Below are 19,531 nucleotides of genomic sequence, written 5' to 3' on the forward strand. Positions count from 1 at the left end.
GCTCGCGCGATGCAGTGGAGAGGACTCCCGAGGGGCGAGAGTCGACGGCGAGGGCCGACGACTCGGCCGCATCGGCGGCGGCGCGCCCGTTCACGCCGGGCCACGACCGATCGGCGCTCAGCCGTTGGTGCCGCCGCGCAGCAGGTGCACCGACGCGCGCGCGCCGCGCGGCGACTGCGCGGCCTGGGCGGCACGCGCGGCCTTGCCGGCCTCGGCCTGCGCGGCGATCTGGGTGGCGCGCTCCTCGAAGGCGCGCGTCTCCAGCGCCGGCGCGCAGAGGAAGCCCTGGAACTCGTGGCAGCCGCAGCGCTCGAGGAACTCGCGCTGGGCCTCGGTCTCGACCCCCTCGGCGATGACCTTCAGATTGAGCGCGCGGCCCATCTGGATGATCGCGTTGACGATGCCGGCGTCGCTGGCGTCGCCGGGCAGCCCCTTCACGAAACTGCGGTCGATCTTGAGTCGCTGGATCGGGAAGCGCTTCAGGTAGCCGAGGCTGGAATAGCCGGTGCCGAAGTCATCGATCGCCATCAGCACCCCCAACTCCGACAGCGCTTCCATGCGATGGAGCGCCTCCTCGGCGTCGCGCAGCAGCACGGACTCGGTCAGCTCCAGCTCCAGCAGCGAGGGCGGCAGGTCGTAGGCGCGCAGCGCCTGCGCGACCTGCTCGACGAACTTCGTCTGCTGGAACTGCAGCGCGGAGACGTTCACTGCCACCGGCACCCGCAGGCCCTGCTGGAGCCAGGCGGCGGCCTGCGCCACCGACTGCTGCAGCACCCATTGGCCGATGGCGACGATGAAGCCGCTCTCCTCCGCCACGGGGATGAATTCCGACGGCGGCACGTCGCCGCGCAGCGGGTCGCGCCAGCGGATCAGCGCCTCGGCGCCGACCAGCTCGCCGGTCTCGACCGACAGCTGCGGCTGGAAGTGCAGGCGGAACTCGTGTTCCTGCAGCGCCTGACGCATCGCGTGGTCCAGCCGCATGCGCGACAGCAGGTCCACGTCCTTGCGCGGCTGGTGGAAACGGAAGGCGCTGCGGCCGCTTTCCTTGACCCAGTGCATCGCGCGCTCGGCGCTGGCCAGCAGCTCCTCGGCGCTGGCGCCGTCGCCGGGGAACAGCGCGATGCCGATGCTGCAGGTGACGGTGAAGCTCAGCGTGTCGAAGCAGAAGGGACGCGACATCGCCTCCTGCACGCGCCGCGCCGCATGCTCGGCGCCGCGGGCGTCGGCCTGATGGATGAGCAGCGCGAACTCGTCGCCGTCCAGGCGGGCGACGGTGTCGACCTCGCGCAGCGATTCCTTCAGGCGCAGCGCGACTTCCTTGAGCACGCGGTCGCCGTAGGAATGGCCCAGCGTGTCGTTGATCTGCTTGAAGCGGTCCAGGTCGACGTTGAGCAGCGCGAAGGGCGTGGTCTCGCGGCGCGCCATGGCCTGCGCGTAGTCGACGCGCTCCATCAGCGCGCGCCGGTTGGGCAGCCCCGTGAGCATGTCGTTGTGGGACAGCTCCTCGATGCGCTGATGCGCGGCGAGCTTCTCGCTCAGGTCGCGGAACGAATAGACCCGGCCGATCGGACGGCCACGGCTCCACTGCGGCAGCGACACGCGCTCCAGCACGCGGCCGTCGATCAGCTTGAGGTTGTCGCTGGTGTGCAGCAGGGGCGATTCCTGGATCGCGCCCAGGCGCATCGCGTAAGCGGCGCCGTCGACGACGCTGCGCCGCATCCAGGCCTGCACGGCCTCGTCGTTGCGATCGTTGAGCAGATCCTCGGGGATGCCCCACATCGACGCGAGTCGCTGGTTGAAGCTGCGGATGCGGCCGGCCAGGTCGGTGACCAGGATGCCGTCGGCGGTCGATTCCAGCGTGGCGCGCAGTTCGGCGAGCAGCGTCTCGCGCTCCTCGTCGTGATGGCGCTGCTGGGTCTGGTCGCGCATGGCGATCAGCCACAGACCGTCGCCCTGGGCCTGCGCCACATGGCTGATGCGGCGCGACACCCACAGCATGCGGCCGTCGGCGTGACGCATCATCGTGTCGGTGTGCAGGCTCTCGCGACGTCCGATGGCGGCGTCCATCCAGAACAGCGCGTCCTCCGGCGTGGAGGCCAGCGACTCGACGCTGGCGCCGACCAGGTCGCGCGAGGGCAGGCCCAGCAGCTGCTGCGAGGCGGTGTTCACCGCGACCACGCAATGCGTGCGCGCGTCCACCAGCCACACGGCCTCCTGCAGGCCGTCGATCAGCGGCAGGATGGCGGTGTTGAGCGCCGCGACGGGCGCGGCGGGCTGGCGGGTCGGCGCGTTCACGCGGCCATCTCCCCGGGCGGACTCGGCGGTGTCGGGCCGGCGGATTCGAAGAAGTAGGCGATGCGGCTGCGCGGGCTCAGGTAGTCCAGCGACGCGCGCGGCAGCTGCTGCGGCTTGACGCTGCGGCGGATGCCCAGGTCGGGCAGCTCTTCCAAGTTGAGCACCAGCGCCTCGTCGCGCGGCACCTTCGGGTCATGGACCATCACCTTGGGCTTGAGCGGCCGCGAGGAGTTGACCGCCACGACCAGCGCATAGCGGTCGTCGGTCAGCTGCACGGCGGAGCCGGGGGGATACACGCCCATCATCCGGATGAAGGCGTTGAGCATGGTCGCGTCGAAGCGGCTGCGACCTTGCGCGAACATCAGCGACAGCGCCTCGTGGGGCGTCATCGCCTTGGAGCTGAGCAGCGGATTGCACAGCCCGTCGAAGCGGTTCACCAGGGCCACGATGCGCGAGCCGATGCTCATGCGGTCCGCGTTCAGGCGCTGCGGGAACCCGCTGCCGTCGGCGTGCTCGTGGTGCTGCGCGATGATCAGCAGCGGCCCGGCGCCCACCCCCATCTTCTGGCCCAGCACCACCCCCTTGGCGACGTGCTGCTGATAGGCGGCGACCTCGGCGGCGGTGAAACCGTCGTCGCGATGTCGGAAGCGGGGCGTCAGCTCCATCTTGCCGATGTCGTGCAGCAGGGCGCCCTGGCCCAGGTCCAGCATCTCGTCGCGGCCCAGGCCGAAGGCCCGGCCCAGCAGCATCGCGACCACGGCCACGTTCAGCGCGTGGGCGGTGGCGCGCTCGCCGGCGCCCTCGTTGAGCAGGCGGATGTTGATGTCGCCGTCGACCAGCATCTTGTCCAGCAGCGCGCGGGACAGCGCGGCCGAGCGGTCACGGGCGTCGGTGGGCTCGCGCGGCACCAGGTCCATGACCTCGCGCAGCGCAGTGGCGGCTTCGGCGTACTGGCGCTCGCACAGCAGCAGCGCCTCGCGCTGCTCGGCCAGCAGACGGCGGTGGCGCTCCCGGGCCTCGTCCTCGGCCTGCGGCTCGGCCGTGGTGGCCGCGGGCGCCGTGGCGGGCGGGGGCATGGGGGTGGCGTCCAGCGGCAGATCGCTCTTGCCCGGACTCCAGCGCACCTGTTTCAGGCCCAGCCGGCGCAGGATCAGCAGCTGTTCCTCCGAGCTCAGCTTGAAGCTGCTCAAAGGAAACGGATGTGACATCCAGCCCAGGTCGAGATGAATGAACATCCCAACTTTGAGCTGGCTCACATCAATTAGCGGATCGGCCGATCTGTCCTTCATTCTTGTAGTTCCGCGCCTTGGGTTGAGGCGTCCTCGTCAGCACCATCGGCTGGCGAGGGGCGCAACTTAAGCGAAAACCGAGTCACCTGGACGGCAGGCTGCATGTTCGCGAAGCAAGCGTGCAACTTGTCACAGGTTTTTCCAGGGGACCTCTATGATCCCTCGAACCCCGCATTCTCATAAAGATTCTGGAGACATTGAATGCATGCCTTTATTTGCGACGCCCAGCGCACGCCTTTCGGTCGTTACGGCGGTGCCCTGTCGTCGGTGCGCGCGGACGATCTGGGCGCGATCCCCATCCAGGCCCTGATGGCCCGCAATCCGTCGGTCGACTGGGCCGCGCTGGAGGACGTCTTCTACGGCTGCGCCAACCAGGCGGGCGAGGACAACCGCAACGTCGCGCGCATGTCGGCCCTGTTGGCCGGCCTGCCCCTGGACGTGCCGGGCGTGACGCTGAACCGCCTGTGCGGCTCCGGCATGGACGCCGTGGGCACGGCGGCCCGGGCGATCCGCGCGGGCGAGGCCCAGCTGCTGATCGCCGGCGGCGTCGAGAGCATGAGCCGCGCGCCCTTCGTCATGCCCAAGGCGGAGAGCGCCTTCTCCCGCAGCAACGCGATCTACGACACCACCATCGGCTGGCGTTTCATCAACCCGAAGATGAAGGCGCAGTACGGCGTGGACGCGATGCCGGAGACGGCCGAGAACGTCGCCGTCGACTTCGGCATCGAGCGCGAGGCCCAGGACCGCATGGCCCTGGCCAGCCAGGTGAAGGCCCTGGCGGCCCAGCGCAGCGGCTTCTTCGACGCCGAGATCTGCCCTGTCACCATTCCCCAGAAGAAGGGCGATCCCGTCGTCGTGCGCCAGGACGAGCATCCGCGCGAGACCTCCATCGAGGCGCTGGCCAAGCTCAAGGGCGTGGTCCGTCCGGACGGCAGCGTGACCGCGGGCAACGCCTCGGGCGTGAACGACGGCAGCTGCGCCCTGCTGATGGCCGGCGAGGCCGCCCTGTCCCGGCACGGCCTGACCCCGCGCGCCCGCGTGCTGGGCATGGCCACCGCCGGCGTGGCCCCGCGCATCATGGGCATCGGCCCGGCCCCGGCCGCGCGCAAGGTGCTGGCCCAGGTCGGCCTGACGCTGGACCAGATGGACGTGATCGAGCTGAACGAAGCCTTCGCCGCGCAAGGCCTGGCCGTGCTGCGCGACCTGGGGCTGCGCGACGACGATCCGCGCGTCAACCCGAACGGTGGCGCGATCGCGCTGGGTCACCCGCTCGGCGCCAGCGGCGCCCGGCTGGTCACCACCGCGATCAACCAGCTGCATCGCAGCGGCGGCCGCTACGCGCTGTGCACCATGTGCATCGGCGTGGGCCAAGGCATCGCGGTGGTCGTCGAGCGCGTCTGACGCGACGCCCTCCCCGCTCCTCGCCCCAGGCGCCGGCGCCGCGATCCGCGGCCCGGCGCCTTTGTCCTTGGTCGGGCGACCGGCTGCGTCGGGCCGCGTGTCGCGGCCAGCCCCTGTTCCGCCGTCGATCCGGCGCTAGCAATTCGGTGTCAGACGATCTCGCTAGAGCTGCCAGATTCGCTAAAAACGCCAACTATTCCCGCGTTTCACCAATAGTCAGACTTTTCAACGCTTGCCAGCCCTGGCGACATCCAGGCTGGGCGGATTTCCGCACAGCACTCGCACCATTCAGGTGCAAAAAAGCGGCAATCGACCCATATCCAAAAGTTGGGGGCGATTGAAAAATAGTCATGGGCGGACGTAGGACCACGTAGGCGCCAATCGCACAGCCCCTGGCATACTGGCCGCGTTTGATGGCGCATACCGCTCATTTATGTCGGTGGATGCGCTGACAAGCATGATGTCTGACTATTGACGCCCTGCCTTAGCGAAGAGCCGATTGCGGTTTCACGCACTTTTTTCCCGCCGAACGCACGATCACACCGCCTGACACCGGGCCGTGGGGCGTTCTGCGCGCAACGTTCACCATCTTGGTGCATCGTGGTGCGAATTGCAGCCAAAACGATTGCCTTGGCAAAGATTCTTCACCGGGTTGTCCCTATAGTTCTGGACATCACCTGCTTACGCCCAGCAGATTTGGGCGTCAAACGCACGTTTTGTCTGCCATGTCCGCTGCTCGAGCCCACGATGACGAATTGACCGCGATGACGGTCGCCTCCTCCCCCGCCACCTCCGAAGCCGAAGTTCGCACCGGTCCGCTGAAGCGCGATCTGGTCGCCGGTCTGGAAAAGGGCCTGGCCGTGATCGAAGCCTTCGATCAAGAGCGCCCCCGCCTGACCATCAGCGAAGTCGCCGGCCGCACGGGTCTGACCCGCGCCGCCGCGCGCCGCTACCTGCTGACGCTGACCCACCTGGGCTTCGTCTCGCAGGACCGCAAGATGTTTGCCCTGACCCCCAAGGTGCTGCGCCTGGGTCAGAGCTACATGCACTCCGCCCGTCTGCCCCGCATCATCGAACCCGAGCTGCACAAGCTGGCGTACGCGATGAAGGAAGCCTCGTCGGCCGGCGTGCTGGACGGGAACGACGTGATCTGCATCTCCGCGACCAGCGCGGGCCGCGTGGTCTCCCCGACCCTGCAACCGGGCACCCGCGTTCCCGCGTACTGCACCGGCAACGGCCGCGTGCTGCTGGCCGCGCAACCGCAAGCCGAGGTGGACGCCTTCATCGCCCGCCAGGAGCTGACCGCCCTGACCCCGCACACGATCACGCATCCCGAGCGCCTGCGCATCGAGATCGCCCGTGCCCGCGCCCAGGGTTACGCCCTGATCGACCAGGAGCTGGAGCAAGGCCTGCGCACCGTCGCCGTCCCGCTGAAGAACTACAAGGGTGACACCGTCGCCGCGATGGCCATCAGCGTGCACGCCACCCGCATGAGCATCGAGCAGATGGTCGAGCACTGCCTGCCCCCGCTGCTGCAGGCGCAAGCCCACCTGCGCATGCTGCTCTGAGGCCCGCCGAGCCCCAGAAGAAAAGCGACCCGCGGGTCGCTTTTTTCATGCGCCGGACTCAGGCCCAGACGCGCTGGAGGAGCAAGGGGCTGATGCGATAGCGCTCGCTGCGATAGGCGGCGAAGAGGCCGTCCAGCGCGTCGACCACGACCGGCGCGCCGAGCAGCGCAAGCCATTCGAAGGGACCGGCCGGGTAGTTGACGCCCAGCTTCATGGCCGTGTCAGCGCCGGCCTCATCGCAGACGCCTTGCCAGACCGCGTCGGCGCCTTCGTTGACGAGCATCGCCACGGTGCGGGCGACGGCAAGACCTGGCACATCGCGCAGGACCAGCGGCTCCCATCCCAGGCGGAGGAGCAGGCGCTCGGCGTGGGCTCGCTGCTCCGGCTCGACACGCGGTCCGAAGGCGACGGCCAGCCCATCGAGGCGGTCGGGCGCGATCGGCCAGTCGATCACCGCGAGTCCTGGCTGACCGCGCTCATGCGCGAGCTGCGCCGCGCAGCGGCCGCGCGTGAAATGCAGTTCCACGCCCTCGATCGCGACGCCGTTCCAATCCGTCGCCTCGTCGCGCGTGAACGCGACACCGCGCGTCGCCATCCAGCCGCCGAGCCGATCGACCAGCGCGCCACGGCCGGCCAGCGTCACCGCGCCGACCTCGCCATCGACCGCCGCCACGGCCTGCGCCGCCGCGGGCGTGCCTTCATAGAAGCCCTTGCCGACCTTGCGGCCGAAGCGCCCGCCATCGACCAGCGCCTTCTGCACCAGCGAGGGCTGATAGCGCTTGTCCCCGTAGTTGGCCTCGAAGACCGACTGCGTGACCAGGTAGTTGGTGTCGTGGCCGATGAGGTCCATCAGCTCGCAGGGCCCCATGCGGAAGCCCGCGCCGCGCAGCGCGCGGTCCAGCAGCGCCGGGCTGCCGGCCTGTTCCTGCAGCAGCTGCAGCGTCTCCGCGTAGTACGGGCGCGCGATCCGATTCACGATGAAGCCCGGCGTGGACTTCGCGTGCACCGGCGCCTTGCCCCAGCGGCGTGAGATCTGCTCGATCGCCTGGGCGGCGGAGGCGTCGGTCTCCGCGCCCCAGACGACCTCGACCAGCTTCATCAGCGGCACCGGATTGAAGAAGTGCATGCCGACCAGGCGACGCGGTGTGGTCATCCCGTTGGCCAGCGCGGTGATGCTGATCGACGAGGTGTTGGAGGCGATCAGCGCATCGGCCGGCAGCAGCGCGTCGAGCTCCCGCAGCAAGGCCTGCTTGGGCTCGAGCTTCTCGACGATCACCTCGATCACCAACGCCGCGTCCCGGAGATCCGCCACCGCGCCGGCGGGCGAGAGCCGACCCATGACGGCCTCGCGCTCGGCCGCCTCCAGGCGGCCCTTGGTCACCAGGCCGTCGAGGGCCTTGCCGATCTGCGCGATGGCCGCCGCGGCGGCGCCCTCGCGCAGGTCCATCAGCTGCACCGGATGGCCGGCCTGCGCCGCCACCTGCGCGATGCCCGCGCCCATCACGCCCGCGCCGATCACGGCCACCGGCGCTTGCGCGGCCGGGGCGCTCGCGACACGCCAGGATCCCGTCGTTTCCGTCATTGCTGTCTCCGAGTCGTCGTTCTGAATTGCTGTCGTGCCCCTGAGGGGCCGCGTGTCCGTCGCCTTCCTTCCGGACCTCCGGTCCTGCCCGGTCTGCCCGGGCAGGGCGCGCTCAGTCCGCGCCGCCGTCCTGGCCTGGCACCCAGGCCGCGGGCCGCTTGCCGAGGAAGGCCGCGAAGCCCTCCCTGGCCTCGGCGCCCATGCGCACGCGGGCGATGGTCTGGGCGGTGAGCTCGCGGACCTCGCCCGTGATCGGTCCGACCTCGAGCTGCGCCATCAGCGCCTTGATCTCCGCCTGCGCGTTGGGGCCGTTCATCAGCAGCTCGGCGATCCAGCGCTCGACGGCCCCCTCGATGCCGCCCGCGTCGTCGCTCTGGACGATCTCATGGATCATGCCGATGCGCAGCGCCTCGGCGGCCGGGATGCGGCTGGCGGTGAGCGCGAGCCGGCGCGCCTCGCGCGGGCCGACGGCGTTCACGACATAGGGGCCGATCACCGAGGGCAGGATGCCGAAGCGCGCCTCGCTGACGGCGAACTGCGCGCCAGCCGCGGCGACGGCGATGTCGCAGGCCAGGGTCAGGCCGACCCCGCCGCCCAGCGCCACGCCGTGCACCTGGGCGATCGTCGGCTTGGGGCACCGCGCGATGCGATCCAGCATGCCGGCGAAGCGGCGCGCGTCCGCGACGTTCCAGTCCTGCGTCGCCTCGGAGGCGCGCTTCATCCACTGGAGGTCGGCGCCGGCGCTGAAGGCCTTGCCCGCCCCGTCCAGCACGATGACGCGCACCGCGTCGTCCCGGCCCAGGCGCTCGAAGGCGGCATCCAGGTCCGCGATCATGGCTTCATCGAAGGCATTGAACACGGCGGGCCGGTTCATCGTCACGCGCGCCACGCCGCGCGCATCGGTCGCAATCTGCAGGGTCTCCACGTTGCCACTCTCCGTAGTGATCGGCGGAGTATCGCAGCCCGACCGGTCGGTCGAAGAATGGGCTTACGCCGCGCCGGGCGGAGGCCGCCACCGCGATCCGGATGGCGCGGGGGGCGGCGTCCCGTCCCGGGGCAGCGGCGGGGCAGGCGGGATCGAGGCCCTCCCGGCCTAGTCCTGCCAGGCCTCCATGACCAGCTCGCGCAGCGCGGTCAGCGCGGGATCCTCCGGGCCCTCCTTCTGGAGCCAGCACAGCCAGGTCTCGTCCTGCCAGTGCGGCCAGATGCGCAACTCGCCGGCCTTGGCGGCATCCTCGGCCTGGTCGATGCGCAGCACCGCGGCGCCCAGGCCGCTGGCGACCATGCCGCGCACGGCGGCCTCGGTCTCGGCCATCAGGCTGTGCGCGGGCTCGCGGCCGGCGCTCTGGAACAGCCGCTCCGCCGCGGGGCGCAGGCCGCAATCCGGCGGCACGCCGATCCAGGGGAGCGACAGCAGCGCATCGCGCGACACCGGCCACTCCCGGTCCGCGAAGCGCCTGGGCACGGCCACCGCCAGCGCCATGCGACGCAGGCGCTGCACGACCAGGCCATCGGCGGACTCGCCGTCATAGAGCACGTAGGCGCAATCGACCTCGCCGCGGCGCAAGGCCTGCACGCTGTGCAGCGACAGCCGCTGCATCAACTGCAGGCCGATGCCGGGATGGCGCTCGGCCAGCTTGACCAGCACTTCCCCCAGGCGCAGCGACAGCGGGTCCGTCACGGTGCCCATGCGCAGCACGCCCTGCACCTCGCCGCGGATCTGCGCGGCGGCCTGACGCAGGCGCTGGGCCGCGTCCAGCGTGCGGCGCGCCTCGTCGACGAGGCGCTCGCCCGCGGGGGTGAGGCTCATGCCGCGCGAGCTGCGCTCGAACAGCTGCACGCCCAGTTCCTCCTCCAGCGCCTTGATCTGGGCGCTGACGGCGGGCACGCTGGTGAAGACCTTCTCCGCGGCGCGGGTCAGGTTCCGTTCGGCCACGACGGCCAGAAAACTCTTCAGCTGGTAAAGCTCCATGGGTCGTGATTGTGGCGAGCCCGTGTGGCCGCATCGTTCGGTTTCTCCAAACGCCCGTTCCAAACTTGCACATGGACCCCGCGCGGGGCGCCGCCCAGACTTCGCTCCATCGAAGTCCCGAAGCGAGTGCCCTCATGAAATCCGCCAGCCCGGCCGCCTCCGGCCTCACCGCCAGTCCCCTCGCCGCCACCGTCGCGATGCTCTTCGCGGCGATCTCGTGGGGCAGCCTCTTCCTCGTGGGCAAGCCCGTGCTGAGCCGGCTCGATCCCATCTGGTTCACCGCGCTGCGCTACCTGCTCGCGGGCATCGGCATGACGCTGCTGGTCATCCTCTTCGGTGAGAAGCCCTGGACCAAGCTGCGCGCGCACTGGGGAACGCTGACGGGTTACGGCGTGCTCGGCTACGGCTTCTTCGGCGTGCTGGTGCTGGAGGGTCTCAAGCTGTCGCTGCCCTCGCACGGCGCGGTGCTGATGGCCACGCTGCCGCTGACCACGATCCTCCTGCGCTGGCTGCTCGACGGTCATCGCCCCGGCCTGGGCGTGCTCGGCGCCGCGGTGCTCGCGATGGCCGGCGTGGTGCTGGTGTCGGGCGTGCTGGGCCATGGCGACGGCCCGCCGCACCTGCTGCTGGGCGATGCGTTGACGCTGGTCGGCACGCTCGGCTGGGCGCTCTACACGCGCGGCGCGGCCAAGGTCCCCACGCTCAGCCCGCTCGAGTACACCGGCCTGACCGCGATCTCCGCGCTGCCGTGGCAATTGCTGTTCGCCGTCGTCGTCACGGCGGCCGGCTGGATCGACGCGCCCCGTTGGCAAGACCTGCCCCCGATCGCGCCGCATCTGATCTACATCGCGGCCGTGCCCACGGTCGCCGCGGTGATCGCCTTCAACTTCGGCGTGCGCCGCCTGGGGGCCTCGCACGGCACGCTGTTCCTCAACGGGGTGCCGGTGTCGGCCCTGCTGATGAGCGTCGCGCTGGGTCAGCATCCGGCGATGCAGGAGTGGATCGGCGCCGCCCTGGTCATCGCGGCGCTGACGCTGAGCACCCGCTCCCCGGGCAAGGCGCCGGCCGCGTCGGCCTCGAGCGCGCCTTCGGCCGCCGCCAGGAGCGCCACGCCTCACGACACCGTGAAGCCGAGGGCGCCCCTCGTCGTCGGCGGGCGTTGCCCGGCCGCCTGATCGCGGCGCCGATCCGGCCGCTCCCCTGGAACCCCGCGGCATCGTGGAATGCCCGGGGTTCATGGCTTTTGGCACGCCATGTCTTTTGACATAGCCTGTCGGGTCCGTCGGGCCGCGGCCCACGCCAGTCACAAGCTTGCAATGAAGAACGTTTTCCGTCTGACCACCCTGGCCCTGCTGATGACCCTCGGCGGTGGCGCCGCGATGGCCGCGCCGCCCGCGTCCGGCCTCACGCTGAAGGATTTCGACAAGAGCGTGCGCCCGCAGGACGATCTGTTCCAGGCCGCCAACGGGCACTGGCTCAAGACGACCGAGATCCCCGCCGACAAGTCCTCCTTCGGCGCCTTCCACGAGCTGGCCGACCTGTCCGACAAGCGCGTGCGCGCCATCATCGACGCGCTGGCCAAGAAGAAGGCCAAGGCCGGCTCGGTGGACCAGAAGGTCGGCGACTACTACGCCGCCTACATGAACACCGCGGCCATCGACAAGGCCGGCCTGACGCCGGTCAAGCCGCTGCTGGACAGCATCGCCGCGATCCAGACCCGCGCACAGCTGGCCACCTGGCTGGGCGCGCAGACCGGCGTGGTCGACAGCCCGTTCCCGTTGGCCATCGAGGCCGACTACCAGGACCCGACCATCAACCGCCTGCAGACCTGGCAGGGCGGCCTGGGTCTGCCGGACCGCGACTACTACCTCAAGAAGGACGACGAGCGCCTGTCCAAGGCCCGCTCGGCCTACGCGACCTATCTGCAGGCCCTGGCCCGCGCCGCCGGCATCGCCGATCCCGAGGGCAGCGCCCAGCGCGTGATCGCCTTCGAGGAGAAGCTGGCCGAGGTGCAATGGGACAAGGTCTCCAACCGCGACCCGCAGAAGACCTACAACCCGATGACGCCGGCCGAGCTGGCGCAGAAGGCGCCGGGCTTCGACTGGACGGCCTTCCTCACCGCGGCCTCGCTGCCGGGTCTGGACAAGCTGTCGGCCTCGCAGCCCAGCTACCTGACCGGCGCGGCCAAGCTGCTGGGCGAGGCCTCGCTGGACGACATCAAGCTGTACCTGAGTTTCCGCGCGCTGGACGCCAACGCGACCGTGCTGCCCAAGGCCTATCGTGACGCGCACTTCCAGTTCCACGGCGCGGCGCTGACCGGCGCCAAGGCGCCGCTGCCGCGTTGGCAGCAGGCGGTGGGCAACGTCAACGGCGCGCTGGGCGAGGCCGTGGGCGAGGTCTATGTGCAGCGCTACTTCCCGGCGGCCGACAAGGCCCGCATGCTGGAGCTGGTGCACAACCTGCTGGCCTCGTACAAGGAGTCCATCGACAAGCTGAGCTGGATGACGCCCGCGACCAAGGCGCAGGCGCAGGACAAGCTGTCCAAGTACATGATCAAGATCGGCTACCCCGACGTCTGGCGCGACTATGGCGCGCTCGACGTGCGCGCGGGTGACGCCGTCGGCAACGGCCTGCGCGCCGCGGCCTTCGAGTGGAAGCGCCAGGCCGCGAAGGCCAGCAAGCCGGTCGATCGCCGCGAGTGGCTGATGACGCCGCAGACCGTCAACGCGTACTACAACCCGACGATGAACGAGATCGTCTTCCCGGCGGCGATCCTGCAGCCGCCGTTCTACAACACGAAGGCGGACGACGCGGCGAACTACGGCGCGATCGGCGCCGTGATCGGTCACGAGATCAGCCACGGCTTCGACGACCAGGGCAGCCAGTTCGACGGCGACGGCAAGCTGCGCAACTGGTGGACGGACGACGACCGCAAGGCCTTCGACGCCATCGGCGCCAAGCTGGTCGCGCAGTACGAGGGCTACGAGCCGATCGCGGGCAAGCACCTGAACGGGAAGCTGACGCTGGGCGAGAACATCGCCGACCTGTCGGGCCTGCAGATCGCCTACAAGGCCTATCTGCGCTCGCTGGGCGGCAAGCCCGCGCCGGTGATCGACGGCTTCACGGGCGAGCAGCGCTTCTTCATGGGCTGGTCGCAGGCCTGGCGCGAGAAGGCGCGTGACGAGCGCAAGCTGCAGCTGCTGACCATCGACCCGCACTCGCCGCCGGAGTTCCGCGCCAATGGCGCCGCCATCAACCATGACGGCTTCCACGACGCGTTCAAGACCAAGCAGGGCGACAAGATGTACAAGGCGCCGGAGGATCGGATCCGCATCTGGTGAGAGCCCGAAGACCCTCACCCCTGCCCTCTCCCGCAAGCGGGAGAGGGGGTAGGCGCGAAAGAGGGCGACCAACGACGGCCGGGGATTCCCGGCCGTTTTTTTATCAATGCGTGGGCGTGTCTCGATCCAGGGCCCGCCCCGCGCCGAGCAGCGCGGCCTGCTCCGTCTCGTGCACGACGAAGGTCGGGATGGCTCGCAGGTAGGCAGTCAATCGCCCGGCCGACTCGAAGCGCGCCCGGAACGGGCTGCGGTCGAACCACTCCCCCAGCCGCGGCACGATGCCGCCGCCGATGTAGAGCCCGCCACGCGCGCCCAGCGTCAGCGCGACGTTGCCGGCGACATCCCCCAGCAGCGCGCAGAACATCGTCACCACCTCGCTGCTGAAGGGCTCACCGGCCAACGCCGCCGCGGTGATCGCCGGCGCGGCGCGGCCCTCGCCGGGCGCGAGCTTCAGCCCGCGCAACTCGGCCAGCGCCGTGTAGAGGTTCTCCAGCCCCGGTCCCGAGACCGCGCGCTCCGCCGACACGTGGCCGAAGCGCCGATGCAGCAGATCCAGCACCGCGCGCTCCTCCGGGTCGTAGGAAGCGAGCGTCATGTGCCCACCCTCGCCCGCGACGGCGACCGGCGTGCCGCCGTCCTCCGACGGCAGCAGACCCGACACGCCCAGGCCGGTGCCCGGTCCCACCAGCCCCATCGGACCGCCGACGACCGCCTCGCCGCCGCCGATGCGGCGCGTGGACCGCGGCCCCATCGCCGGCAGCACCGGCAGCGCCAGCGCGAGCGCCGCGAAGTCGTTGATCACCAGCAGCCGCTCCGCCCCGAGCGCCGATTGCAGCGCGCGCGTCGAGAAGCTCCAGTGGTGATTGGTCATCCGCACGTGATCGCCGGTGACCGCCGTCGCGATGCCGATCGCGCAGCGCTTCGGCTTGGGCAGGCCCTCGCGATGCAGGTGATAGAAGATCGCGTCGGCCAGCGAGTCGAACTCCCGGCAGACATAGCGGGCCACGTGCGACAGCGGCGAGGTCGCCGTCTCCTGGCTGGCGAAGCGCACCTGCGTGCCGCCGACGTCCACCAGCAGCCGCGACGGCGCGTCGCCGCGCGCCGGCATGTCCTGGTCATGCCCCGCGCCGTGATCCACGCCCTGCCCCATGCCGTCCACTCCTTGTCGCTCGTGCCGCGCCGGCGGGCGTTGCTGCCCGCCCTGCGCGAAAGCCCAGGATGTTGCCACGGTCCGGTGCTCGCGCCAGGAAGTACCGGGAGGGGTCGGAAGGGGCGGTGATCCGCGCGGGCCGGCGATCAGGGGCGCGCGGCCTTGAACGCGCCGATCATGTCGCGGTACCAGTGCGCGCTGTCCTTGGCCAGCCGCTGCTGCGTCGCGTAGTCGACGTGGAACAGACCGAAGCGCTTCTCGTAGCCCGAGTTCCACTCGAAGTTGTCCAGCAGGCTCCAGTAGAAGTAGCCCCGCACGTCCGCGCCCAGCGCCACCGCCTGCGCCAGCGCCTCCAGATGGCCGCGCAGATAGGCGATGCGCTGCGCGTCCGGCACGCGGCCGTCGACGACGCTGTCGGCGTTGGCCATGCCGTTCTCGGTGATGTAGATGGGCGGCGGCGTGTACTCGCGGCTGATGCGCAGCAGATGCTGGGTCAGCGCCTGCGGGTAGATCTCCCAGCCCATGTCGGTGAAGCCCAGCTCCCCGGGCGGGGTCACGAACTGCTGGCGGCCGTTGAGCACGCTGCGGGTGTAGAAGTTGACGCCCAGGAAGTCCAGCGGCTGCTGGATCAGCGCCAGGTCGCCAGCCTCGATGACCGGCGCGTCGGCGCCCAGGTGCTCGACGATGTCGGCCGGGTACTGGCCACGGAACACCGGGTCCATGTACCAGCGCACATTGGTGCCGTCGTCGATGCGCGCGGCGCGGCGATCCTCCTCGTTGAGCGGATCGGCGGGGAACGAGGGCGTGTGGTTCAGCACGATGCCCAGTTGGGCCTTGGGCCCCACCGCGCGCATCGCCTGGATCGCCGCGCCATGCATCATCAACAGGTGATGCGAGACCTGGTAGGCCTCCGCGCGGTTCGTGTGCCCCGGCGCGAACTGCGCGGTCTCGTAGCCCAGCGTGGCCGAGCACCAGGGCTCGTTCAGCGTGGCGATGGTGGACAGCCGATCGCCGAAGCGGCGGGCGATCTCGGCGGCGTACTCGGCGAACAGCGCCACCACCTCGCGCGACAGCAGCCCGCCGATCGATTCATCGAGCGCCTGCGGCAGGTCCCAGTGATAGAGCGTCGCGTTGGGCCGGATGCCGGCCTCGAGCAGCGTGTCGATGAGCCGGTCGTAGAACGCGAAGCCGGCTTCATTCCACGCGCCACGACCCTGCGGCCGCACCCGCGGCCAGGAGAAGGAGAAGCGGTAGGCCTCCAGGCCCAGCCACTGCATCAGCTTCACGTCCTCGGGATAGCGGCGGTAGTGGTCGCAGGCCACGTCGATGTTGGACGCGTCCTTGATGCGGCCCGGCTGGGCGCAGAAGCGGTCCCAGATGGACTCGCCCTTGCCGTCCTCGCGGGCGGCGCCCTCGATCTGCGCGGCGCTGGTCGCGGAGCCCCATTCGAAGCCCGCGGGCAGCGACTGGATCAGGGTCTGGAAGGTGGCGGTGTCGGCGGCGGGGTGGGCGTCGTTCGCGTGCATGGTGGCGGAGGTCGTCGAAGGAGTCGAGGAAGGTGTCGGAATGATCGATCGGGTCGGGTCCTGCGCGGCTGTCGACGCGACCGGATCGGGTTGGTGCGGGGAGGTCATGGCGGCTCCGGCGTGAGGGTCCGCGCGGTTCAGCCGCGCACGGCTCCCGAGGTGAGCCCGGCGACGAGCCGCCGGGCGCTGAAGAAGTAGGCGACGAGCAGCGGCAGCATCGCGATGGCGCTGCCCATCATGAGCGCGCCCCACTCGGTGTTGTTGGGCGCCTGCATCGACCGCAGGGCCAGCGGCAACGTGTAGTTCTCCGCCGAGCGCATCACCACCAGCGGCGCGACGAAGTTGTTCCAGCTGGCGATGAAGGTGATCAGGCCCAGCGTGCCCAGCGCGGGCCGCAGCAGCGGCAGCACGATGCTCCAGAAGATGCGCAGTTCCCCGCAGCCATCGATGCGCGCGGCGTCGAGCAGGTCATGCGGGATCGCGGAGCCGATGTACTGGCGCATCAGGAAGATGCCCAGCGCGCTGGCCGCCGCCGGCACGTAGAGCGCGCGCGGCGTGTCGATCCAGCCCAGCGCGTCCATCACCATGAAGCTCGGGATCATGTGCAGGAAGCCGGGCAGCATCATCGACCCCAGCACCACCGCGAAGAGCGCCCGCTGGAAGCGGAAGCGGTAGATCGCGAAGGCATAGCCCGCGAGCGAGCACAGCAGCAGGTTGAGCGCGGTCGTCATCGTGGCGACGTACAGGCTCATGCCCAGGTTGCGCCAGAAGGGCAAGCGCTCCTCCAGCAACCGGAGGTTGGACGCGGCCGCGTCGCCGAACCACAGCGGCGGTGGCGTGTTGAAGATCTCGGTACGGCCATGCGTCGCGAAGACGAAGGTGAAGTACAGCGGCGCCACCAGCACGATCGCGCCGCCGATCACCAGCAGCCAGGCGAGCACCGTCGACGCCGGTACAGAACGGCGACGCCGCGGCGTCCAGAGGCGCGGCGCGGGCAACAAGTCAGCGCGCGACATCGGCGCCTCCCTGGCGGCCACGTCGGCCGGTTCCCGTGGCGCTGCCCTTACCGCTGCCGCCGCCGCTTCCTTTGCCGCTGCGAGGGGACGCCGTCTCGTGCCCGAAGAGCTTCGCGTTGACCCAGGTCAGCGCGGCGATCAGCACGAACATCAGCCACGACACCGCCGACGCGGTGCCGAAGTCGCCATCCGAGAACGCGGTCCGGTACATGAAGATCGCGCTGGTCATGACCGACGAGGCCACGCCCTTCTCGCCGTCCACGAGGATGAAGGGCTCCTCGAAGAGCTGCAGGTTGCCGATCAGCGTCAGCGTCACCGCGAAGAACATCATCGGCTTGAGCAGCGGCAGCGTGATGTGGCGGAACTGCTGCCACTCGCCGGCGCCGTCGATGGTGGCGGCCTCGTAGAGGTCCTTGTCGATGACCTGGAGCGCGGACAGGTAGAGCACCACGTTCCAGCCCAGGTAGCGCCAGAACACGACGAAGGCGACCGCGGGTCGCGTGTAGTCGGCATCGCCCAGCCAGTCGATGCCGCCATCCTTCATCGCCTGCAACGAGGCCAGCGGGCTGCCGAGGACGGGGATGCGTGTCAGCTCCGACAGCGCCGCGTTGATCAGGCCGTAGTCCTTGGAGTACAGGGTGCTGAAGATCAGCGCGATCGCCACGCTCGACGTGATGTAGGGGACGAAGTAGGCCCCGACCAGCAGATCGCGACCGCGCTTGACGCGTCGATGGATGAAGAAGGCCAGCGGCACCGCGACCAGATGCTGCGGCAGCCCCGAGACCAGCGCGAACCACGCGGTGTTGATCAGCGAATCGTGAAACCACGGATCGGTGAGCGCGTACCAGTAGTTCTCCAGCCCGACCCAGTGCATGGTGTGCAGACCCTCGGCCGGATTCCATTGCTGCAGCGAGAGGTAGATCGAGAACAGCAGCGGGAAGGCCGAGAAGACCAGGAAGAGCGCGAAGAACGGCGCGATGAAGAGATAGGGCGCGGCGCGGCGGGGCAGTCTCATGACGGGACTCCTCAGCGGCGGCGCGCGCGGCGCTCGATCAGCGCGCGGGCGTCCTGCAGGGCCGCGGCGATGTCCTTGCCGCGGGCGATGACGCGCTCGAACTCGTCGCGGATGATCTGCGTCGCGATCGCGTCGAAGCGGTTGACCGGGATGGCCGGAATGCGGCGCGCGGTGTCGCGCCACAGCCGCCGGGCGCGCTGGCCGCCGAGGAAGGCGATGGGCTCGTCCATCACCGCGTCGTCGTAGGTCGCGCGCATCGCGGGGAAGCTGTCCAGCACCTTCAACGACTGCAGCTGGACCTGCGCGTCCGCGCTCATCAGGCGGATGAAGTCCCAGGCGGCGGTCTTGTTGGCGGCCTTCTTGGGGATCGCGTAGAACGAGCCGCCGAACGCGGCCTGCACCCCGCCCGGCAGCGGCGCCGAGCGCCACAGACCCGCGGTCTCCGGCGCGACCCAGTTGCGCAGCTGGCCGACCAGCCAGGCGCCCATCATCTGCGTGGCGATGCGGCCCTGCTTGAAGCCGGCGGCCCAGTCGTTGGTCCAGGCGATGGCGCGCGCGTCGAGGCCGGCGCGTCGCGCGGCCCGGCCCAGCTCGAAGGCGCGGCGGAAGCGCTCGGAGTCCACCAGCACGCGCCCCTCGGCATCGAAGTACAGGCCCTCGCCGTCGCGCAGTCCCTGGCGCAGCGCGATGTCGCGCAGGTCGGCGGCGTCGGCCATCAGATAGGCGCCGGTGGCCTTGCGGATGCGCTGGCCGGCGGCGAGGTAGGCGTCCCAGTCGCGGGTGACCTCGGCTTCGCTCACGCCGGCCTTGTCCAGCAGGTCCTTGCGGTAGATCAGCGTGCCGGGGCCGATGTCGGCGGGGATCGCGACCTGCGTCCCGTTCGGGCCCGCGCCCTGCGCGAGCGCGAAGCGGACGTAGTCGTCCGCATGGGCGGCCGCGCGGTACGGCGGCGGATTGAGGTCGACGAAGCCGCCCGAACCGGCGAACTTGCCGATGTAGCGCAGGTCGATGGCCATCACGTCGGGCAGACCCGAGCCGGTCGCCAGCGCCGTCGTCATCGACAGGTGGTGGTCCGCGTACTGCATCGACAGGATCTTGAGCTCAACCTCCGGATGCAGCGCGCGCCAGCGCGGCGCGGCCGCGATGGCGGCGCGGTCGAGATCGGGGAAGGTGGCGACGCGCAGCACCGATCGCGCCGGGGGCGACGGCGTGGCGTCGGTGGGCGCGGCCTGGGCCTGCCCGGTGGTCGCGCCGCCCGCCGCGATCGCTGCGAGCAGGGCACGGACCGCGCCGCGTCGATTCACGCCGCCGCCTGCGGCCGGGTCACGTCGATCGAAGGACGGCATCGGACGTGACCGGGGCGAGGCGGGACGGAT

Annotated in this window: 14 protein-coding genes; 4 read left to right on the plus strand and 10 right to left on the minus strand. The window is 70.2% G+C overall.

Annotated elements, in window-relative coordinates; genetic code table 11:
• Positions 1-117: 117 nt before the first annotated feature.
• Together MCHT01_RS22855 and MCHT01_RS22860 are read right to left on the minus strand one after the other, a co-directional pair.
• On the minus strand, positions 118-2,295 hold the full coding sequence (locus MCHT01_RS22855) for a putative bifunctional diguanylate cyclase/phosphodiesterase (RefSeq protein WP_245643568.1): 2,178 nt from the start codon (positions 2,293-2,295) through the stop codon (positions 118-120).
• Positions 2,292-3,584, minus strand: a complete 1,293-nt coding sequence (locus tag MCHT01_RS22860; RefSeq protein WP_067069244.1) for an HD-GYP domain-containing protein — start codon at positions 3,582-3,584, stop codon at positions 2,292-2,294. The genes MCHT01_RS22855 and MCHT01_RS22860 overlap by 4 nt, the downstream gene beginning before the upstream one ends.
• A gap of 201 nt (positions 3,585-3,785) precedes the next feature.
• On the opposite strand from MCHT01_RS22860, the gene pcaF reads away from it, so the two are divergent.
• Complete coding sequence (pcaF, locus tag MCHT01_RS22865; protein ID WP_067069246.1) at positions 3,786-4,985, plus strand: 3-oxoadipyl-CoA thiolase; 1,200 nt, start codon at positions 3,786-3,788, stop codon at positions 4,983-4,985.
• A 764-nt stretch (positions 4,986-5,749) separates the two neighbouring features.
• Positions 5,750-6,553 carry an IclR family transcriptional regulator domain-containing protein gene (locus tag MCHT01_RS22870; protein ID WP_067069323.1) on the plus strand — a complete coding sequence of 268 codons (804 nt, stop codon included), beginning with the start codon at positions 5,750-5,752 and terminating at the stop codon, positions 6,551-6,553.
• A gap of 58 nt (positions 6,554-6,611) precedes the next feature.
• Here MCHT01_RS22870 and MCHT01_RS22875 read toward each other — a convergent pair whose 3' ends face one another.
• The 3 genes from MCHT01_RS22875 to MCHT01_RS22885 all read right to left on the minus strand — a co-directional run bounded on the left by MCHT01_RS22875 (position 6,612) and on the right by MCHT01_RS22885 (position 10,107).
• Positions 6,612-8,135 (minus strand): 3-hydroxyacyl-CoA dehydrogenase, encoded by a 1,524-nt coding sequence (locus tag MCHT01_RS22875; protein WP_067069248.1) that lies wholly within the window; start codon positions 8,133-8,135, stop codon positions 6,612-6,614.
• A gap of 112 nt (positions 8,136-8,247) precedes the next feature.
• Positions 8,248-9,060: an enoyl-CoA hydratase-related protein gene (locus MCHT01_RS22880; RefSeq protein ID WP_067069251.1), complete on the minus strand. Its 813-nt coding sequence runs from the start codon at positions 9,058-9,060 to the stop codon at positions 8,248-8,250.
• Between the two features lie 168 nt (positions 9,061-9,228).
• On the minus strand, positions 9,229-10,107 hold the full coding sequence (locus MCHT01_RS22885; RefSeq protein WP_067069254.1) for a LysR family transcriptional regulator: 879 nt from the start codon (positions 10,105-10,107) through the stop codon (positions 9,229-9,231).
• Between the two features lie 134 nt (positions 10,108-10,241).
• On the opposite strand from MCHT01_RS22885, the gene MCHT01_RS22890 reads away from it, so the two are divergent.
• Complete coding sequence (locus tag MCHT01_RS22890) at positions 10,242-11,282, plus strand: DMT family transporter (protein WP_067069256.1); 1,041 nt, start codon at positions 10,242-10,244, stop codon at positions 11,280-11,282.
• Positions 11,283-11,423: 141 nt separating this feature from the next.
• Complete coding sequence (locus MCHT01_RS22895) at positions 11,424-13,448, plus strand: M13 family metallopeptidase (protein WP_067069260.1); 2,025 nt, start codon at positions 11,424-11,426, stop codon at positions 13,446-13,448.
• 103 nt (positions 13,449-13,551) lie between these two features.
• Here the strand turns inward: MCHT01_RS22895 and glk are convergent, their stop codons facing one another.
• The 5 genes from glk to MCHT01_RS22920 form a co-directional block, all read right to left on the minus strand.
• On the minus strand, positions 13,552-14,598 hold the full coding sequence (gene glk / locus MCHT01_RS22900; protein ID WP_245643572.1) for a glucokinase: 1,047 nt from the start codon (positions 14,596-14,598) through the stop codon (positions 13,552-13,554).
• Between the two features lie 146 nt (positions 14,599-14,744).
• Positions 14,745-16,232 carry a GH1 family beta-glucosidase gene (locus tag MCHT01_RS22905; protein WP_245643582.1) on the minus strand — a complete coding sequence of 496 codons (1,488 nt, stop codon included), beginning with the start codon at positions 16,230-16,232 and terminating at the stop codon, positions 14,745-14,747.
• 29 nt (positions 16,233-16,261) lie between these two features.
• Complete coding sequence (locus MCHT01_RS22910) at positions 16,262-17,140, minus strand: carbohydrate ABC transporter permease (protein ID WP_084453257.1); 879 nt, start codon at positions 17,138-17,140, stop codon at positions 16,262-16,264.
• Complete coding sequence (locus tag MCHT01_RS22915) at positions 17,127-18,155, minus strand: carbohydrate ABC transporter permease (RefSeq protein ID WP_084453258.1); 1,029 nt, start codon at positions 18,153-18,155, stop codon at positions 17,127-17,129. Before MCHT01_RS22915 ends, MCHT01_RS22910 begins: the two co-directional genes overlap by 14 nt.
• A gap of 11 nt (positions 18,156-18,166) precedes the next feature.
• Positions 18,167-19,459, minus strand: a complete 1,293-nt coding sequence (locus tag MCHT01_RS22920) for an ABC transporter substrate-binding protein (RefSeq protein WP_218017936.1) — start codon at positions 19,457-19,459, stop codon at positions 18,167-18,169.
• Between the last annotated feature and the right edge of the window lie 72 nt (positions 19,460-19,531).

Source organism: Mitsuaria chitosanitabida ATCC BAA-476 = NBRC 102408 (genome assembly GCF_001598255.1).
GTDB classification, from domain to species: domain Bacteria; phylum Pseudomonadota; class Gammaproteobacteria; order Burkholderiales; family Burkholderiaceae_C; genus Roseateles; species Roseateles chitosanitabidus.

What these genes read in the sequence shown, in the direction of transcription:
- MCHT01_RS22910 (WP_084453257.1), bottom strand. Translation starts at nt 17,140, where the DNA reads ATGTCGCGCGCTGACTTGTTGCCCGCGCCGCGCCTCTGGACGCCGCGG.
- MCHT01_RS22875 (WP_067069248.1), bottom strand. Translation starts at nt 8,135, where the DNA reads ATGACGGAAACGACGGGATCCTGGCGTGTCGCGAGCGCCCCGGCCGCG.
- MCHT01_RS22870 (WP_067069323.1), top strand. Translation starts at nt 5,750, where the DNA reads ATGACGGTCGCCTCCTCCCCCGCCACCTCCGAAGCCGAAGTTCGCACC.
- glk (WP_245643572.1), bottom strand. Translation starts at nt 14,598, where the DNA reads ATGGGGCAGGGCGTGGATCACGGCGCGGGGCATGACCAGGACATGCCG.
- MCHT01_RS22885 (WP_067069254.1), bottom strand. Translation starts at nt 10,107, where the DNA reads ATGGAGCTTTACCAGCTGAAGAGTTTTCTGGCCGTCGTGGCCGAACGG.
- MCHT01_RS22905 (WP_245643582.1), bottom strand. Translation starts at nt 16,232, where the DNA reads ATGACCTCCCCGCACCAACCCGATCCGGTCGCGTCGACAGCCGCGCAG.
- pcaF (WP_067069246.1), top strand. Translation starts at nt 3,786, where the DNA reads ATGCATGCCTTTATTTGCGACGCCCAGCGCACGCCTTTCGGTCGTTAC.
- MCHT01_RS22895 (WP_067069260.1), top strand. Translation starts at nt 11,424, where the DNA reads ATGAAGAACGTTTTCCGTCTGACCACCCTGGCCCTGCTGATGACCCTC.
- MCHT01_RS22860 (WP_067069244.1), bottom strand. Translation starts at nt 3,584, where the DNA reads ATGAAGGACAGATCGGCCGATCCGCTAATTGATGTGAGCCAGCTCAAA.
- MCHT01_RS22890 (WP_067069256.1), top strand. Translation starts at nt 10,242, where the DNA reads ATGAAATCCGCCAGCCCGGCCGCCTCCGGCCTCACCGCCAGTCCCCTC.
- MCHT01_RS22915 (WP_084453258.1), bottom strand. Translation starts at nt 18,155, where the DNA reads ATGAGACTGCCCCGCCGCGCCGCGCCCTATCTCTTCATCGCGCCGTTC.